This window comes from Sphingobacterium sp. JUb20 (assembly GCF_004342035.1).
Lineage (GTDB): Bacteria > Bacteroidota > Bacteroidia > Sphingobacteriales > Sphingobacteriaceae > Sphingobacterium > Sphingobacterium anhuiense.
The window spans coordinates 1-18,014 of the sequence record NZ_SLYV01000010.1; the positions used below are offsets into that span (position 1 = coordinate 1).

The 18,014-nt window shown below is 36.5% G+C and carries 17 protein-coding genes; 8 read left to right on the plus strand and 9 right to left on the minus strand.

Annotation, left to right across the window (positions count from 1 at the left end):
- Nucleotides 1-95 precede the first annotated feature (95 nt).
- The 3 genes from EDF66_RS16970 to prpB all read right to left on the minus strand — a co-directional run bounded on the left by EDF66_RS16970 (nucleotide 96) and on the right by prpB (nucleotide 3,646).
- On the minus strand, nucleotides 96-1,547 hold the full coding sequence (locus EDF66_RS16970) for a bifunctional 2-methylcitrate dehydratase/aconitate hydratase (protein WP_132843914.1): 1,452 nt from the start codon (nucleotides 1,545-1,547) through the stop codon (nucleotides 96-98).
- Nucleotides 1,548-1,614: 67 nt separating this feature from the next.
- Nucleotides 1,615-2,769 carry a 2-methylcitrate synthase gene (prpC, locus tag EDF66_RS16975; protein ID WP_132843916.1) on the minus strand — a complete coding sequence of 385 codons (1,155 nt, stop codon included), beginning with the start codon at nucleotides 2,767-2,769 and terminating at the stop codon, nucleotides 1,615-1,617.
- On the minus strand, nucleotides 2,750-3,646 hold the full coding sequence (gene prpB, locus EDF66_RS16980) for a methylisocitrate lyase (RefSeq protein WP_132843917.1): 897 nt from the start codon (nucleotides 3,644-3,646) through the stop codon (nucleotides 2,750-2,752). The genes prpC and prpB overlap by 20 nt, the downstream gene beginning before the upstream one ends.
- A 432-nt stretch (nucleotides 3,647-4,078) precedes the next feature.
- Between prpB and EDF66_RS16985 the strand changes: the two genes are divergently transcribed.
- On the plus strand, nucleotides 4,079-4,831 hold the full coding sequence (locus EDF66_RS16985; protein WP_132843919.1) for a DUF1080 domain-containing protein: 753 nt from the start codon (nucleotides 4,079-4,081) through the stop codon (nucleotides 4,829-4,831).
- A gap of 184 nt (nucleotides 4,832-5,015) precedes the next feature.
- Nucleotides 5,016-5,594 carry a hypothetical protein gene (locus tag EDF66_RS16990; RefSeq protein ID WP_021190911.1) on the plus strand — a complete coding sequence of 193 codons (579 nt, stop codon included), beginning with the start codon at nucleotides 5,016-5,018 and terminating at the stop codon, nucleotides 5,592-5,594.
- Nucleotides 5,595-5,692: 98 nt separating this feature from the next.
- Here EDF66_RS16990 and EDF66_RS16995 read toward each other — a convergent pair whose 3' ends face one another.
- The gene (locus EDF66_RS16995; protein WP_132843920.1) at nucleotides 5,693-6,271 is read right to left on the minus strand and encodes a hypothetical protein; all 579 of its coding nucleotides are present in this window, start codon (nucleotides 6,269-6,271) and stop codon (nucleotides 5,693-5,695) included.
- A gap of 573 nt (nucleotides 6,272-6,844) precedes the next feature.
- Entirely contained in the window at nucleotides 6,845-8,536 is a 1,692-nt protein-coding gene (locus EDF66_RS17000) for a sodium/sugar symporter (RefSeq protein WP_132771878.1), read from the minus strand.
- Between the two features lie 172 nt (nucleotides 8,537-8,708).
- Here EDF66_RS17000 and EDF66_RS17005 point away from each other — a divergent pair, with 172 nt between their 5' ends.
- Together EDF66_RS17005 and EDF66_RS17010 are read left to right on the plus strand one after the other, a co-directional pair.
- Entirely contained in the window at nucleotides 8,709-9,278 is a 570-nt protein-coding gene (locus EDF66_RS17005; RefSeq protein WP_206368662.1) for a hypothetical protein, read from the plus strand.
- On the plus strand, nucleotides 9,278-9,742 hold the full coding sequence (locus EDF66_RS17010; RefSeq protein WP_021190909.1) for a hypothetical protein: 465 nt from the start codon (nucleotides 9,278-9,280) through the stop codon (nucleotides 9,740-9,742). Before EDF66_RS17005 ends, EDF66_RS17010 begins: the two co-directional genes overlap by 1 nt.
- 194 nt (nucleotides 9,743-9,936) lie before the next feature.
- Here EDF66_RS17010 and EDF66_RS17015 read toward each other — a convergent pair whose 3' ends face one another.
- Complete coding sequence (locus EDF66_RS17015; protein WP_132843922.1) at nucleotides 9,937-11,808, minus strand: M1 family metallopeptidase; 1,872 nt, start codon at nucleotides 11,806-11,808, stop codon at nucleotides 9,937-9,939.
- Between the two features lie 278 nt (nucleotides 11,809-12,086).
- On the opposite strand from EDF66_RS17015, the gene EDF66_RS17020 reads away from it, so the two are divergent.
- From EDF66_RS17020 to EDF66_RS17035, 4 genes are all read left to right on the plus strand, one after another.
- Entirely contained in the window at nucleotides 12,087-13,415 is a 1,329-nt protein-coding gene (locus EDF66_RS17020; RefSeq protein WP_132843923.1) for a BamA/TamA family outer membrane protein, read from the plus strand.
- A gap of 65 nt (nucleotides 13,416-13,480) precedes the next feature.
- Nucleotides 13,481-15,559 carry a TonB-dependent receptor gene (locus EDF66_RS17025; RefSeq protein ID WP_132843925.1) on the plus strand — a complete coding sequence of 693 codons (2,079 nt, stop codon included), beginning with the start codon at nucleotides 13,481-13,483 and terminating at the stop codon, nucleotides 15,557-15,559.
- Complete coding sequence (locus tag EDF66_RS17030) at nucleotides 15,560-16,045, plus strand: GNAT family N-acetyltransferase (protein WP_132771883.1); 486 nt, start codon at nucleotides 15,560-15,562, stop codon at nucleotides 16,043-16,045.
- A gap of 76 nt (nucleotides 16,046-16,121) precedes the next feature.
- A complete protein-coding gene (locus EDF66_RS17035) occupies nucleotides 16,122-16,721 on the plus strand; it encodes a hypothetical protein (RefSeq protein ID WP_132771884.1) in 600 nt (199 codons plus the stop codon).
- A gap of 41 nt (nucleotides 16,722-16,762) precedes the next feature.
- Here EDF66_RS17035 and EDF66_RS17040 read toward each other — a convergent pair whose 3' ends face one another.
- The 3 genes from EDF66_RS17040 to EDF66_RS17050 are packed head-to-tail and all read right to left on the minus strand — an operon-like array spanning nucleotide 16,763 to nucleotide 18,007.
- Nucleotides 16,763-17,113 carry a hypothetical protein gene (locus EDF66_RS17040; RefSeq protein ID WP_132771885.1) on the minus strand — a complete coding sequence of 117 codons (351 nt, stop codon included), beginning with the start codon at nucleotides 17,111-17,113 and terminating at the stop codon, nucleotides 16,763-16,765.
- A 1-nt stretch (nucleotide 17,114) separates the two neighbouring features.
- Complete coding sequence (locus tag EDF66_RS17045) at nucleotides 17,115-17,660, minus strand: RNA polymerase sigma factor (RefSeq protein ID WP_132843927.1); 546 nt, start codon at nucleotides 17,658-17,660, stop codon at nucleotides 17,115-17,117.
- Entirely contained in the window at nucleotides 17,660-18,007 is a 348-nt protein-coding gene (locus EDF66_RS17050; RefSeq protein WP_132771887.1) for a DUF6249 domain-containing protein, read from the minus strand. The genes EDF66_RS17045 and EDF66_RS17050 overlap by 1 nt, the downstream gene beginning before the upstream one ends.
- Nucleotides 18,008-18,014 lie beyond the last annotated feature (7 nt).

Consider the following 18,014-nt stretch of genomic DNA (forward strand, 5'->3'; position numbering starts at 1 on the left):
ACTAACTAACTAACTAACTAACTAACTAACTAACTAACTAACTAACTAACTAACTAACTAACTAACTAACTAACTAACTAACTAACTAACTAACTTTATTTCACCATCAAATCAACTAACTGATTAACATCCATATCGATAAAAGTATCGTAATCCAATGTTGCATTTAAGATTTGTTTCTGTTGTTTATCTGCAAATATGCGGGCCAAATTAATCCTGTATTTTTCAATCAGTTTAGGAATACCTTCATCGCGGCGGCGTGGATGCCCTATTGGATATTCAACCAAAATTTCAGAGAGCTTTGTTCCATCATTTAATGTAATCGTCAATCCATTTGCAATTGCCCTTTTTTCAGGATCATGATAATCTTCTGTTAATTTAGAATCTTCGATACAATTCATTTTATCACGCAAAACATCAATTCGAGGATCCATAGCTATCCGATCTTCATAATCTTCTGCTGTCAATCGGCCATAGATCAAAGGTACCGCAATCATATATTGTATACAATGATCTCTATCAGCAGGATTATGAAGTGGCCCCTTTTTATCAATAATGCGAATAGCAGCTTCATGGGTCCTAATTTCTATATGCTTAATAGACTCAACAGTTTTCCCTATTGCTTTAAGTTGATCATGCAGCAACATGGCAGCCTCAACGGCTGTCTGAGAATGGAATTCAGCCGGAAAAGAAATCTTAAATAAAATATTTTCCATCACATAAGAACCATAAGCTCGCTGAAATTGAAATTTCTTTCCTTTGAACGAAACATCATAAAATCCCCACACTGGAGCCGTTAATACGGAAGGATATCCCATTTCCCCTGTCTTGGCTATCAATGCTAACTTTACCGCACGTGAGGTTGCATCGCCTGCTGCCCAAGATTTACGGCTACCTGTATTGGGTGCATGACGATATGTTCGCAATGCCTGCCCATCAACAAAAGCCAGTGAAACAGCATTGATCAATTCATCACGACTTAATCCCAACAATTTACCAACCACAGCAGTGGAAGCTACTTTGACAAGAATCACGTGATCTAAGCCCACTTTATTAAAAGAGTTTTCCAAAGCCAGAACACCCTGAATCTCATGTGCCATGATCATTGCTTCTAAGACTTCCCTTGCTTTTAAAGGTTTTTCTCCCATAGCAATACGGGTTCTACTCAACCAATCAGCCGTTGCTAAAATACCTCCTAAGTTATCCGAAGGATGTCCCCATTCTGCCGCCAGCCAAGTATCATTAAAATCTAACCAGCGCACAATTGTTCCGATATTAAAAGCAGCCTGTATCGGATCTAATTGGTAGTTTGTTCCAGGAACTTTCGCACCGTTTGGCACAATGGTACCAGATACCACCGGACCTAACAATTTTGTACAGGCAGGGTAAGTGAGCGCTTCAAAACCGCATCCTAATGTATCCAAAAAACAGTAAAATGCAGTTCTCCATGCAACTTTGCTTTCAATCTTATATTGAAGTACATAATCTGCAATATCAGCTAAGACCTGATCAGCCTGTGGTCGTTCATTCGAAATTTGTGATGCCATTTTTTCTAAAAAACTATTCGTAAATATTAAATTTCAATTGTTGCGTTCATTTGTATATTTTCTCACATTACCTTTCAGAAATAGGAATATAAGGTCTATTTTCTGGTCCGATATAGTGAGCACTAGGTCGAATAATCTTCCCGTCCTGACGCTGTTCAAATACATGTGCCGACCATCCTGTTATCCGTGACAGCACAAATAAAGGGGTAAACATTTCTGTCGGGATACCCATTATATGATATGAAACGGCCGAATACCAGTCTAAATTGGGAAACATTTTCTTTTCTTCCCACATCACAGATTCCAAACGCTCGGCAATGGAATATAGTGTCATATCGCCCGCTTCCTCCGATAGCTCCCTAGCAATACGCTTAATAACCTGGTTACGCGGATCTGAAATGGTATAAACAGGATGACCAAATCCAATAATAACCTCTTTATTCGCTAACCGCTTACGAATATCAGCCTCCGCTTCATCAGCATTGGCATAACGACTCTGTATTTCAAAGGCTACTTCATTAGCACCACCATGTTTTGGTCCCCGCAGGGCACCAATAGCTCCTGCAATACAAGAATAAAGATCCGATCCAGTACCTGCAATAACACGGGCGGCAAAAGTAGATGCGTTAAACTCATGTTCAGCATACAGATTAAGAGACACCTGCATGGCTCTTATCCAAGATGCAGATGGCGGCGTGCCATGCAACAAGTGTAAAAAATGCGCACCCAAAGTTCCATCGGTCGTTTCGACATCGGTTTCTCGGCCATGTTGGCTAAAATGATACCAATACAACAAAGCAGAAGCCATAGAGGCCATTAAACGGTTGGCAATATCGCGCGCACCAGCACTTGGATGACTTTCCTTTTCAGGTTGAATACTCCCAAATACCGAAACATAAGTTCGAAGAACATCCATTGCATGAGCAGTTGTCGGCAATTGTTTTAAAACTTTCTGTATCGCGATCGGTAATCCACGTTGACTTATTAATTGTGCCTGATAAGTGGTCAATTGCGATTTAGTCGGTAAATTTCCATAGATCAATAAATAGGCTACTTCTTCAAAACTAGCCTGATCTGCAAGTTCCAAAATATCATAACCTCGATAATGTAAGTCATTACCACTTTTTCCGACGGTGCTTAATGCTGTATTGCCTGCGGCAACACCAGATAATGCGACGCTTTTCTTGGGTTTAAAACCCATTTCATTTGTTTCTGTCATCATGCTTAGTATTGAACAATTGATCTAGTTTATTTTCATATGCATAATAATTAATGCTACGATAAAGTTCTTCACGGGTTTGCATACCTACCAGAACGGCAGCTTGCGTACCATCTTTTCGAATATGCTGATATACATTTTCAGCCGCTTTATTAGCTGCTCGAAAAGCAGAGAGCGGATATAAAATTATTGAAACTCCTACTTGATGTAATTCATCTCGAGTAAACATTGGCGTTTGACCAAACTCTGTAATATTTGCTAAAACAGGCAATTGGGTTGCATCATGAAATCGTCTGTATTGATCCAGTTCATGAACAGCCTCTGCAAAAATAAAATCAGCTCCAGCCTCTTTATATGCGATAGCTCTATCTAAAGCCGCCTCTAAACCTTCTGATGCTAAAGCATCTGTACGGGCGCCGATTACAAATGTATTATCCGTACGTGCATCCACAGCAGCTTTAATACGGTCCACCATCTCTGTCTTCGATACCAATTCTTTTCCAGGTCGATGTCCACAACGTTTTGCTCCCACCTGATCCTCCATGTGAACAGCTGCAGCACCAGCCTTGATCAAAGACTGAATCGTACGTGCTATATTAAATGCCGAGGGTCCGAATCCGGTATCGATATCGACCAATAAAGGGACTGGACAAACGTTCGTAATACGCTGCACATCAACCAGTACATCTTCAAGCGTGGTAATACCAAGATCAGGAATTCCCAAAGAACCCGCGGCAACTCCTCCTCCCGATAAATAAATGGCCTGAAAACCTGCTTGCTGAGCTAGCAGAGCATGGTTCGCGTTGATAGTTCCAACCACCTGTAATGGTTTTTCCTGTTGCATCGCTTCTCTGAAAAGAAGCCCTGGAGTTTTTATCATATAATTGGATATTATAAATGAGCCCGATAGCCGAGCAGATGCATTAAACTTTTTATTGCTTAATGTCCAAGAAATTTTCTCCTTTATTATCGTACTGAAAAAAGTTCCCTTATTGCTAAAGATAAGAAAAATAATGGTCGTGATCACCATCTTTAAAGATCATTTTTCATGTAAATGTTCAAAGTACACACTCTCAACAACACCCTTCAAAATATTGATTATCAAAAGTTTTATTGTAAAAAAACACTTGATAAAATAATTAAAAAGGCTAAATACTGAGACAATATGCATATCCACTGGGTCAGATGATGAGCAATAGAATTGGTGATAATTATATTGCTTATTACTACAAATTTATTTAAGTTTGCTTGTACGCAGTATTTTAATCATAATCCTTATTTAACCTTTTTTAAACCGTTTCACTACATCAATATGAACCTTAAAACTATCGGTTTATTTTTTCTTTTGATCGCTTTATGTCAGCATAACTACGCTCAAAAAATACCCTTATCTTTTGGCGAAGAAGTACAACTTGAGGATCTACTTTTATCAAAAAAGCCCACGAAAAATTCAATCAACTGGCTAAATGTAAACACAGCCAAAGATACTTGGCGTTTAAATGGAAAATCACTCATATGTACAGGGCTTCCTATTGGTGTCATGCGTTCTGAAAAACTATATGAAAACTTTATTATCCATGTCGAATGGAAGCATATCTATGCAGGAGGTAACTCGGGTATCTTTGTATGGTCGGATGCAGAGCCCGATTCCATAGGAAGACTTCCAGGAGGAGTTGAAGTGCAGATGCTGGAATTGGATTGGGTAAAACAGAATACCAAAGACGGTGTTGTTCCGCCAATCGCTTACGTTCATGGCGAATTATTTGGTGTGGGCGGTGTGGAAACAATACCAGATAATCCACGCGGTACAAGAAGTAAAGCGATAGAGAATCGGGCTAAAGGGAAAGGAGAATGGAATAAATATACGATCGTCTGCGTGGACGGTACAATTAAATTAGCTGTGAACGGAAAATTTGTCAATGGTATTCGCAATTCGACTATTAAGAAAGGGTACCTATGTCTTGAATCTGAAGGTTCGGAAATACATTTTAGAAATTTTCAATTAATTGAACTTCCTCCAAGTGTTACCCACATTTCTCAAATCGTAAAAACAATAATACAATAACCACTTAACTTCGTTGCTGCTCTTTTAAGAGCAGTTTAAAACAGAAAGTTTAACAGCTAAAAATTAAAAATAATTAATTTCGGATCTTAATTGTAAGTTACAAGCAAAAAAAAGAAAACTTTTGATTTCGTTTACTGTTATATAATAAACAACAATCGTTAATTATATAGAAAACTTACGAATCATGAAGAAATTAGCATTACTACTTACAATTATGGGGGGAATAGCTTTCGGCGCAAATGCACAAAAGATCGAAACTGTTCCACAAAGTTCAGCAGATGTTGGAACTGCCCCAATAAAAAAAGGTAACTGGATGGTTGGTGGTTCCTTAGCAAATCTAGGTTATAGTTTTGAAGGAAAAGCATTTAATATCAACGTACAACCTCGAGCTGGTTATTTTGTTTCTGATGGTATCGCGATCGGAGCTCAAGCTAACTTAGGATTTATTGCTGTAAAAGATCATGATAACGAATGGAATTATGGTATTGCACCTTTTGTCAGATATTATTTCCCAGAAGGTTCATCTTCGTCAGGACGTTTCTTCGGACAAGGTGATATTGGTATCGCAGGTAGTTCAGTTGGAAAAGGTGCTTCCTTAGCTTTAGGAGCAAATCTTGGTTATGCACACTTTATTACAAGAACAGTTGCACTTGAGGCTACTGTCGGTTATAACTATACCAAATCGAACGTTAACTTAGGTGAGAAGTCTTCTGGCTTAGGAGTAGGACTTGGATTCCAAATCTATTTACCTGGTCAGAGATAAAAACAGATTTTTACACCGTATAAAAAAAGCACATATTCATCTATGTGCTTTTTTTATTCACGTCATTTTTTCATCATAAAACAGACTTCATTAAAGAATCATGAACATAATACGTTCTTAGGTTTTATTGTCATCACAGTCTGTTCATGCCAGCTTGTTGCTACTGGACAACCCAGTTTTTCATTATAATAAATATCAGATACAACATGCTCTTTTTCGATTTTCACCTCCAGCTGAAACATACTGTCCAAATCATTTAAAATACGCTGCTGATACTCCTCTCTTTCAGTTGCCGCAGGTAAAGTAATTTCATAGCAATACAAATACTTCTCCCTCCATAATGCGGAGTCTCCACAATCCTGAGTATGTAAATACTGACACCGATTATCATCATAGATAAAAATACGTGAGACAGGAAAATTTGCCGATAAACCAAACGCAAACAAGTAAAATTCATAAATCGCCATATTGACTAATGAGATTCGAAGTATATCGGCTTTTTCATCGCGCACAACAGCACTGTAAGAATCAAGTCCATTTAAAGGAGATGTAAACTGTGCATAGTATTGTTCCGGAGGTTTTACTTTTAAAATGCTTTTTAAAGGTTGTTCCCGATTATGAGTTTGAAACTCTTTCATGACACGAGTTTTAAAACGATCTTGCCTTAATGTTTTCATTCTTATTATATGTTTATAAGTTTTTCGTGTAATTAAAAGCTTTAGCTATACTAAGTATGTTCCCAAATCAATTGACTTCCCTATAAAAAATTGAAAATAAAAAACCGACCTACTACATTCACAAATAAACAAGAACATGCATCTATCATAGAGCACAAAAAACTCACTTAAATTTATTGTATCAAGAATAAATTAGTCATGAAGATTTCTCTATCAGTGCTACTTGCCAGACAAGTAGGTCGGAAAAATCATAAGATACTAGCCGTTCACCATCTTTACATAAGCCGTTACAAATATGAAAAACAGACAACATGAAGTTGACAACATGTTGTGAAAGTTGACGACTAGACTTATAATTTTTTTTAAAATGTCATTATCTAACAAATTTTAATATAGCATGCATTTTATATAAATAGTGCATGTAAAAAAATGCTAACAAATCAAATGTCTACATGGCTTCAATCCCACTACTATTAAGATTTCTCGATTGCTATAAATTAATAAAAAATAATGCATACAAGAAAAGGCACCCTATTGGGTGCCTTTTCTTGTATTATAGTGCATATGTAGTTCTTACCAATAAATTGAATATAGGGCAACCACAATCATGAGTACCAATAATGACCCAATAACAAAACCATTGTGAGATTTAAACATTTTTGCATCAATTTCTAATCCTTTAGGGACAATGCCACGTTTGTTATCAATCAAACTAATGATTACCATAAAGATCACACAGATGATAAATACAAAACTCATCCTGTCTATAAATGGAATTTCATAAATACCTGTTGTTGGATTCAGCACAGAGAATCCGGTGCTTGATAAGAAAGAAAGGTCCATCATATCTGGCAACTTTTTGAATAGTACAGATAAAATAAAGCCTCCAATCGTTGCGAACATCGCTGCATTTGATGTTGTTTTTTTCCAAAAGAACCCGAGAATAAACATCGCAAAAATACCCGGAGAAACGAATCCTGTATACTCTTGAATGTATTGGAATCCCTGTTTTCCTTCTCCCATTAGCGATTCACCTAAAATAAGTGCCAATCCTGTTCCTAAAATCATGGAAACAATAACAGCTATTTTTCCAACATTCACCAAATTCTTTTCAGAAGCAGTTTTATTGATTGCTTTTTGGTAAATATCTAACGTAAAAATGGTCGCAATACTGTTTGCTTTCCCCGCTAAAGAAGCGACGATTGCAGCAGTCAATGCGGCAAATGAAAGACCTTTTAAGCCTGCAGGCAAAAGAGTTAAGAGCGCTGGATATGCTTTATTTGGATCCTGTGCTCCAGTTGAGGTCAATAAGCTTGATGCATCAATAGCACCTAAATTTTTATTTACAATATAGTAAACAGCAATTCCTGGGATAACAACAATCACTGGCATCAAGAGTTTTAAAAATGCAGCAAACAATAGACCATTTCTTGCTGTTGGCAAAGAAGCTCCCAATGCACGCTGTGTAATATACTGATTACATCCCCAGTAGCTTAAATTAGCTATCCACATACCTCCGATCAGAACACTGATACCAGGTAAGTCCATATAATTAGGGTTGTCGGTTTTGAATATCATATGGAAATGTTCAGGAGCATCATTATGCAAAGTGGTAAAACCAGCTAAAACACCATTACCATCTGAAATGATATTAAGTGCTAAGTAGGTAGCTACCAAACCTCCTAATACTAAGAAAAATACCTGAATAACGTCTGTATACCCAATAACTTTCATACCACCTAATGTGATGATGATAGCAAAAACAGCCAATAACATAATACATAAAGTCAAATCTAAACCAGAAATACCACTGATAGCGACAGCTCCAAGATATAAGATCGACATTAAGTTGACCACGATATAAAGCATTAACCAAAATACAGCCATGATCATCGCTACAGTACTATTGTAGCGTTGATTTAAAAACTGAGGCATGGTAAAAATCTTATTCTTAAGATAGACCGGCATAAAGAATATGGCTACAACAATCAGGGTTATGGAGGCCATCCATTCATATGCTGCGATTGCAAGTCCCATTTTAAAGCCCGAACCGCTCATTCCAATGAATTGTTCGGCAGAAATATTTGAAGCGATCAAGGAGGCACCAATAGCCCACCATGTCAATGATCCCTCAGCCAAGAAATAGTCCTTTGCTCCTTCTGACGCTGACTTCTTTTTGTAGTAGATCCACAAACCATATGAAGCAACAATTATAAAGTATACAAAAAATACAATATAATCCTTCGTACTTAAAATAGTATTCATTAGTTAAGATTAATTAGATTTTGATATAAAAATGTGAGGCTAAATATAGAAATATTTATTGCAGAATCACATAAAAAAACAGACGCAAAACTTATATAATCAATTTCACTCATCTCAAAATAGTTCAATTTTTATGTTTTTTTCCCAATTTTCTTTGTAATTTTGCACAATAATGTCAAAAATCTCATCAAATAGAGTTATTCGTTATACCTCTTTATTATTACTTTTCGTAATACAATTATTATTTTTATTAGCAATCTTTAAGGAAAATAACTCAACTATTGCCCTATCATTCTTCATCATTCTAATTTCATTCTTATTACTTTTCTCCTTTTTTAAGTCACCAGTTCATCATAATAAATTAGCGTTTGAAAAAGTTTATATTGCCGTATGGGTTCCAATTGGTGCAATAAGTTGTTATTTTTTAAATCACGCATTTGGATTAGGTTCGGTATTTTCAGCAAGTTTAGTAGGGCTCACCGGCGCCTTAATTCCGTACCTAAACAAAAAGTCAAGTTATCTGCCCCATCTACCTCCTGCTATTTATTGCGGTGCATTCGTAGGTATGTCCAATACCAAAGTAGCTCATGATATTTATTTCATTCTCGCAGCCAGTATCTGTACGGCTATTCTGCTGATCATATCAAAAAGTTTGTTGAACGGAATTGGCGGAAAACTTGGAACATTGGCTTTTGCCGGAGTTACCATTACCTACTTGATTCTATTTTTATTTTCTAGATAATGATATTTACAGCGATTCTCATATTTACAGGAATTTTCGGAAGTTTACTCACTTATTATTTTAACAATAAGCTGAAACTTGGAGGTGTACTATCCTCATCCCTATTGACCAGCATTGTTGCTGGATTTGTCCACTTTTTTCCTTCTCATATTCCAAAAGAATTAGTCAATCATATTCCGCTGATTTTTATTGGGTCTTCTTTTGTTGGTATGGTTTCGAGCAATCAATTGTCTACATTTATCGGAGTTTCACTTTCCGGTCTTGTATACAGCCTGATCTATATCAACACCAGTAAATTTTTTGATGGTTTTGGCGGTGCATTAGGTACTTCAGCGTGCATATCATTACTGGTAATTATGAGCATACCTTATCTTCGGTCAAATCATAAAATGACACTGGGTTTCTTTCAGTTACGCCGTATGATATTTAAGAACACCAGAAGAAAATCGCAAAAAAATACCTAGTCGTGTACCAATACCTTAAAAATCTACTTTTTCAATAAAAGGCAGCAGCTCTCTTCCCTAAAAATCTCAGAACCTTATCGTAAAATAAGAGCACAAAAAAAACGGTTTGAGTACTATTATTCCCGCTTTTAAGAGAAATAACAGCCCCAAACCGTAAGATGCAAAGTCTTCTCAGAGATTACAAAACAGTAACATTAAAGTGTTACTCGATTATCATCACTGTTATAATCCATAAATATATCATTATCAAGCACAACTTCTTTCACCTTTGCTTTAGTTTTCAGTTTTAATGTAGTAACAGCCTGATTACTCTCCCAAACTTGTGGTGTAAAATGAATTTTTTCTTTTTCACCGTCCACATAAGTCAATATCACATCAAATGGGATTGCAAATCCACCATTATTTTCAATCTCTAAACTAATGGTTTTATTTTTTTGACTGACCTTTGACAGCTTCAGATCGATATAATGATTACTAAAATACCAGTTGTTCCAGAACCAATTGAGATTTTTTCCAGATCCTGTATTGAAGGAATAAAAATAATCCCAAGGAGTCGGATGCTTCCCGTTCCAATTCTCCATATAATGATGTAAAGCTTTTCTGAATGCTTCGTCCCCTAGATAATCTTTCAGTGCCAAATAAGATAATGCCGATTTGATATAGGCATTATTACCATAACCCTTACCGCTCAATTGTGATGACAAAGAAATCAATGGCTGATCTTGTTCAGTAGCAGGATCCTGAATCCATCCTTTTACCCGATATTCTTTAAACAATTGCTTAGCAGCTTCCTCTCCATTTTCATCCATTCCAATAAGCAATTCCAAAGCTGTAGCCCAACCTTCATCCATAAAAGCATAACGGGTTTCATTAGTTCCCATATAAAAAGGAAAATAAGTATGGGCAATTTCATGGTCTACAGTTTGTCTAGCATCCATCAAGTTATCCGGCACACTGCTATCATTGACCATCATCGGGTATTCCATATCCGCAAATCCTTGAATTGCAGTCATCGTTGGAAATGGATATTCTACTCCTGGCCAATTTTTAGAGAACCAGTCAATACAGTAACGCTCCCAACCTACATATTGCTCGAAATCCTTAGTCCCATTCAGATAAGCCGCCTGAACACTTACTCTTTTACTTTTCAATTGAACACTAGAAGCATCCCACACATAATGATCACTCAAAGCAAAACAAAAATCAACGATATGATCTGCTTCAAACTTCCAGATGTTCCAGTCATGCTGTTTTGTCACCTTTTGTGTCTCCATTTCTTTTAAATTTGCAACCGTAATCACTTGGTCCGAAATCAAAGATTTTTTAAAACGGTCTAATGTTTCAGTTTGCAGTACCTCTTCAGGATTTAGAAAACTTCCTGTAGCCCATACTACATAATTTTTTGGAACGCGGATTTCAACTTTATAATCATTGAAATCATTATAAAATTCCTGACGGCCGTTATGTTCCAAGACATCCCATCCATTATAATCATCATAAACTGCTATACGCGGGTATGCATACGCACAGAAATAGGTACCAGGATCAATCTGCCCCTCACGGTCACTGGATAATGACAATGGATATTCCCATTCCATTTCGACTGTGACAGAAGATTTGGGATCAACAGGTTTATTCAACTTAATGCGATTGGCGGTAGTCCAGTCCTTACTATCGATAACATACACTTTATTATCTACTTTAAACGACTTCAACTTCAGTCCCGAAGTGAGAAAATCTGTACTGACGTCCGCAGCTCTTGCGGCTGTAGGTTTATGTACATTATTAGCAAAATGAATAACAAGATCTTTTAATGCATTAGGACTATTGTTCTCATATTGAATACGTTCTTTTCCAGAAACAATTTTTGTTTCTGGGTTTACCGTTACCTGTATGTGATATTGCGCTCTGTTTTGCCAATATTTTGCACCTGGTGCACCGGTTAAACTTCGGGTTTCATTTTTATAAGCCTGCTTAATATGACGAGGAGTATATAATTCCTGAGCGTGCAGGAATATGTTACAGACGACAATGTAAACCAGACTGAAGAGAATCTTTATTTTCATGTACTTTTTTTTGCTAAAGATAAGCAGTTCCTAAACGTCGTACAACAAGGAGATGTGTCGTATATTAAAAATTACTGGCTAAAAAATATCGCAAGTCTTACTTTTAACCGTATTTCCTCAATAAAATAATTCTAGATACCAAAGAGATATCGATAATTGTATAAGAATCATGAGTGCCAAATAAAAAAAATACAAACAAATTTATCTAAGTTTGCATACTATCTATATGACTAAAACGTTAAATTTTATACTCATATGTTGCAATATAAACTTGATACATGAAAAGATATTTACCTCATTTTAAAGCTGTTAACATAACTTTAGTTTCTTTATTACTTTTGTTCGCAACACATATCACCCCAGTTCTTGCTCAGGTCACTATTGTATCGGACTCTTCTAGATTAGAATCAAAATCCACCTATATGCAGCATAAAATTGATTCTAACGCTTCTTATCAATATGATATATCCGATTTATTTCGCAACATTCTTCATCCAAAAAGAGAGCGAAACCCAAATAAAAAACGTTCTGGAATTACCCTGATGCCTGGTGTGGCCTTAAATCCCACTATTGGAGCTCAAATCGGAATAAAGGGAGTTGCAGGAATTGTACTGGGAGATAAATCGAATACCACAATGTCTACAGCGGCATCAACAGCTTCAGTAACAACAAAAGGTATTATGGTTTTTTACGTAAGCCATAACATCTATACCAGAGAGAATAAATGGAATATCCAGGGAGGATGGGCTATTGTAAAAATGGTCAATCCAGATGCCGGCTTAGGAATGACTAAAACTTTTTCTGGACAAAATGATGATGATATTCTTGCTAACCCAGACAAAAACATGTTTGTCTACAAGTATACATCCTTTAGCATCAATGAAAAGCTCTATAAACGGGTTTCAGATAATCTTTTTCTGGGTGCTGGTTTTGCATTTGACATTCGCAGAAATATCAAAGCATCAACCGAAAACAATGACAATCCAAATTACGTCTATAGTAAACGTTATGGTTTTGATCCTGAAAAATTCAATTCAAATGGTCTTCTGTTTAATGTTCAGTATATGACACGTGATAATCCAAATCGTGCGTATAAAGGAATTTATTCGGATATTGGAATTCGTATGAACCAGGAGTGGATGGGCAGTAGTAAGAATGCAATTCAGCTTACCACAGATTTTAGAAAATACATTAGTCTTTCTGAGGAAAACCCTGAACATGTACTTGCATTATGGAATTATGGATCTTACCGTATAGCAGGAAGACTACCTTATCTTGATCTACCAGGAACTGCCAAAGATAGTTATGCACGGTCAGGGCGCGGTTATACGCTTGGGTTTTTCAAAGGCTTATCTTACTTCTATAATGAGGCAGAATACCGGTTCCCGATACTTCGTAATAAATTTATCAGTGGAGCAACCTTTTTTAATATCCAATCGACCAATAACGATATGGACAGCAAATTATTTCAATCTTGGAGAGCTGCTGGAGGAGCAGGATTACGTATTCTGTTTAATAAAGCCACACGCACTAATTTATGTATTGATTATGCTTTTGGTGGGTATCATCAAAGAGGTCTATTCCTTGGATTAAATGAAACCTTTTAAAAAGCAGGCTTAATTGAAGTTTTTCATTATTTTAGGGGCAAATTGTTTTTGAGCCCCAATATCATATGTATGTTTTTAAATCTGCTTTCTACGCATTAATACTATTTTCACCTTCTCTATATGCACAGGAGGTTAGTAAAGATACCATTACATCCTATCAATTAGAAACAGCAAAAGTGTCTGGCTATTTTACAGAACAGCCCCTATTAACAACACCAGGATCTGTTTCTATAGTCGGGCAGAAAGCAATTCTTAGTCAAAATGGAGCAACTTTATTACCGAGCTTGAATACCGTTCCGGGCTTACGGATGGAAGAACGCTCACCAGGAAGCTACCGTTTGGCCCTTCGTGGTAGTTTAATCCGTTCTCCTTTTGGTATCCGTAATGTGAAAATATATGTCGATGAATTTCCAATAACAGACGCAGGTGGGAATACTTACCTCAATCTTATTGATCCGGCTTCCATTTCGCAAATTGAAGTTCTAAAAGGTCCTGATGGATCTATTTTCGGACCGAACTCGGGAGGTGTACTCATGATTAAACCTAATGGCTTTCAACATAGTCCGTTATCGAAAACCTCACTTAACCTTGCTGGTGGATCTTTTGGATTCGCACAACAACAATTTTCGATACTACAGCAGATCAACCAAAAATATCAATTTTCCCTTGATCAAAGTTTTACAAGATCCGATGGTTATCGAGAAAATTCGGCTTTAAATAAAAAAACTATTCAAACAGCACACCTATGGAACTATCATCCACAAGCAAGTCTTAAAGTCTTTGCCCTTTATAGTGATTTGAATTATCAAACACCAGGAGGACTTACGCTAGAACAATATCAGGAAAACCCACGTATGGCACGTCCCGCTACTCCAGCCACACCATCGGCTAAACAACAAAAAGCGGCGATTGATAATAAAACCTTTTTCGGAGGAATATCCCATAAAATCAACATAATTAATAAACTATCCAATACGACCACTATTTTTGGCTCATCATCAAAAATAGAAAATCCATTTATCAGTAATTATGAATATCGAGATGAACAAAACTTAGGGTACCGAAGCTATTTTTCTTACGAATCGCAGGATCAATTGAATTGGCAATTGCAAATTGGTACAGAAGGTCAAAAAGGTTGGTATGATATTGCTAATTATGATAATAAAAACGGAGTTTCCACAGATCCTCAAGCAGAAGATAAATTGAAAAATTGGCAGAATTTCTATTTTGTAAGAGGTAAAATTATTCTTGCAGAAAAATTGACCGTGGAGGGTGCTCTTGGGTTGAACCAGAATCAAATTGCTTATAGACAAGTATATCCTCAAACCTCGCAACAAAAAGAACGAATCTCTTTTGGAACAACGTGGATGCCGAAGTTTGCGGCATCCTATCTGCTTACACCAAAACTAGCCATCCGAGGTTCCATTTCCTCTGGATTCTCAGCTCCTACAATTGCTGAAGTCCGATCATCGGACAATATCATCAACACAGCTCTGAAACCTGAATCTGGTTACAACAAAGAGATCGGATTACGATGGGAATGGATGAACCGTCGTTTTATTACCGATATATCCTACTATCAGTACAAAATGAATAATGCCATTATTCGCCAGTTAAATGCAAATGCGGTAGAATATTACCAAAATGCTGGAAAGGTAAACCAAAGTGGAATTGAGAGTTCCATTATGGGGTACATTATAAAGCCTTCTTCAGAAAAGTTGGTGCAGGCGCTGTACATCAATTCGAGCGTGACCTACAATCATTACCGATTTAAAGATTATGAGATAGGGAATAACAATTATGATGATAATAAACTTACTGCAGTACCGGACTGGATTATTGTTCATGCTTTAAACCTAGATTTTGCCCATCAACTTGGTCTCCATGTGCAACATAATTATACGTCAAAAATTCCGCTAAATGATGCAAATACAGCATTTGCAGATTCCTATCATCTGGTTCAGGCAAAGATCCAATGGGGATTCAAATTTTCAACTAAATTCATGGCAAATGTATACCTCGGAGTGGATAACCTACTGAATGAAAAATACAGTTTAGGAAATGACATTAATGCATTTGGAAATAGATATTACAATGCCGCACCAACACGAAATTTTTTCGCTGGACTAAAACTAAGTTATTAAATGAAACGGGACTATATCATCAGAAAACATTCAACTGATGAAGCTATACCTTACGATTTACTGTTATTGGCAGATGAGACGAAAGAAGCTATCGACAAGTATATTTCGACCTGTACCATCTTTACATTAGTACATCGAATAACTAACGAGATTGTTGGAGTCATGGCAGTAAAACAAATAAATTCAGATACGGTTGAACTAAAAAATATTGCGATCACAGCACAGTACCAAGCGCAAGGTCTGGGCAGCGACATGCTGTCTTTCTTAAAATCCCATGCACAGGAAGAAAATTTACTGCATATCTGGGTTGGTACTGCGGATGTAGGCTTTCAACAGCATCGATTCTATATGCGCAATGGTTTTGAAATGAATCACATCCGTCATAACTTCTTTATGGAAAATTATGCTGACCCTATTATAGAGAACGGACTGCAGATGAAGCACATGCTTGTCTTTGCATACCGTTTAAATACGAATACAGATTAAACTACCTGCAACACAATATAAATAATTATACATACCTTTAAAAATAATAGCTTTACAAAAAGAGCATTTAGATACCATGAGCAATTTCAATTATCCATTAAACTTTCTATTTAAAATTTCGACTTTTCATAATGACTTCACCATTAAGGATAGTGAGGATCGTACACTCTTTTATGTTCGTCAAAAACTGTTCAAGCTTAAAGATGAAATTATGATCTTTTCAGACGAAAGTAGATCAGAACAGCAGTATGGTATAAAAGCAGACCGTTGGTTAGATTTCAATGCAAATTATACTTTTACAGATACCAGAACTACTGAAACGATTGGTAAAGTAGGCCGAAAAGGAATGAGATCGATATGGAAAGCTAATTACAATGCTTTAGACATAGATGGTCTTGAAGATTATACCATCAAAGAAGACAATGGCTGGGTAAAAGTTGGCGACAGCTTTTTAGGAGAAATACCGATACTCAATATTCTCACCGGATATGTATTCAACCCCTCATACACCATGTATGATAAAGAAGGAAATAAAATATTACAGCTCAAGAAAAAACCTTCTTTTTTCGGCCGAAAATTTACATTGGACAAACTCGCGGATATCAACCCAAAGGATGAAACAAGACTTATTCTTTGTTTTATGATGATGATCTTACTAGAGCGCGAAAGAGGATAAAATAGAAAAGGAGAATACATCTTGTATTCTCCTTTTCTATTTTATAAACCTTTAATCTGACGGTTCAAGTGATATAGCTTAACAAGCCTTTCTATAAAAAACAGGATCAATATCGCATAGATGATCTGAGAAACTAACAAGGCATTTTCCTGCTGCGGTAAATTGAATTGGAGGTCTTTCCATGACTTGCTGAGTAGATAGTTCAGTCCAAGCCCAAATATCATTCCTGCTAAGAAAAAATAAATTCCTCTCTTACGATCCTCTAAAACAGCAACCGCTTTTTTTTCATCCTGTTCGATTGTTTGCATTACACGACTTTCAAAATCAGAAAAAGGCATTTTAAGTTTACTGCTCTGCATTAATGTCTTCATTAATTCATCATTATTTTCCATGCTACACATTTGCTTTATTCATTAATTCCTTCAATATGGCGTACATTCGTTTACGGCCCCGGTGCAAGATCACTCTTGTATTTGCATCAGTCCAGCCCGTTATTATCGAAACCTCTTTGATACTTTCTTCCTCCAGATAAAATAACCGTAAAGCCAAACTTTCATTTGCCGGTAATAGACAAAGTGCTTCATTGATCATCTGACTCCGTTCTTCTTCCTCCAATAAAGTCAGGTCACTTTCATCGATCACCTCTTTATCATAATCTGACTGAAAATCTAAGACTTCAATCTTAATTTTTCGCAATTGCATAAAGGCTGTATTGACGACAATTCGATATAACCAACTGCTAAATTTGGAGTGCTGATTAAACGTGTCGAGTTTATGGTAACATTTGACAAAAGCATCCTGCGCGACTTCTTCTGCAAGCGATTCGTTTTTCACAATACTCATTGCAACAGAAAAGACCATATCCTGATATTTTTGTAAAAAATATCGAAAGGAATCGCGATCTCCCGCTAAAACTTTATCAATATACTGTTGATCCATCAATCCCTATCCTGCTTAGGTTTATCTACATAATTAGCAACAATCATGGCAATACCGCCACAAAGTACAATAATCGAAACTTTAAGTACACCGACAATATTTTCGGTCTGATATTGCGAAATTAAACCAACTATCAACAGCCCGATGCCAATTCCTACTATAAATACACCTAAACGTAACCAGTGTGAAATTCGAACTTGTTTTTTATAAAATTGAGATAAGTCCAGCCCTGCTTCGATCAAGGCCATACGCTCTTTATTTCTTGCTTGAAAATAGTAATAAAGCGTGAAGAAAATTGTACTAAAAAATGATACGAACATAATCGCACCCATTGTTTCCTTTTCCATAATTTAT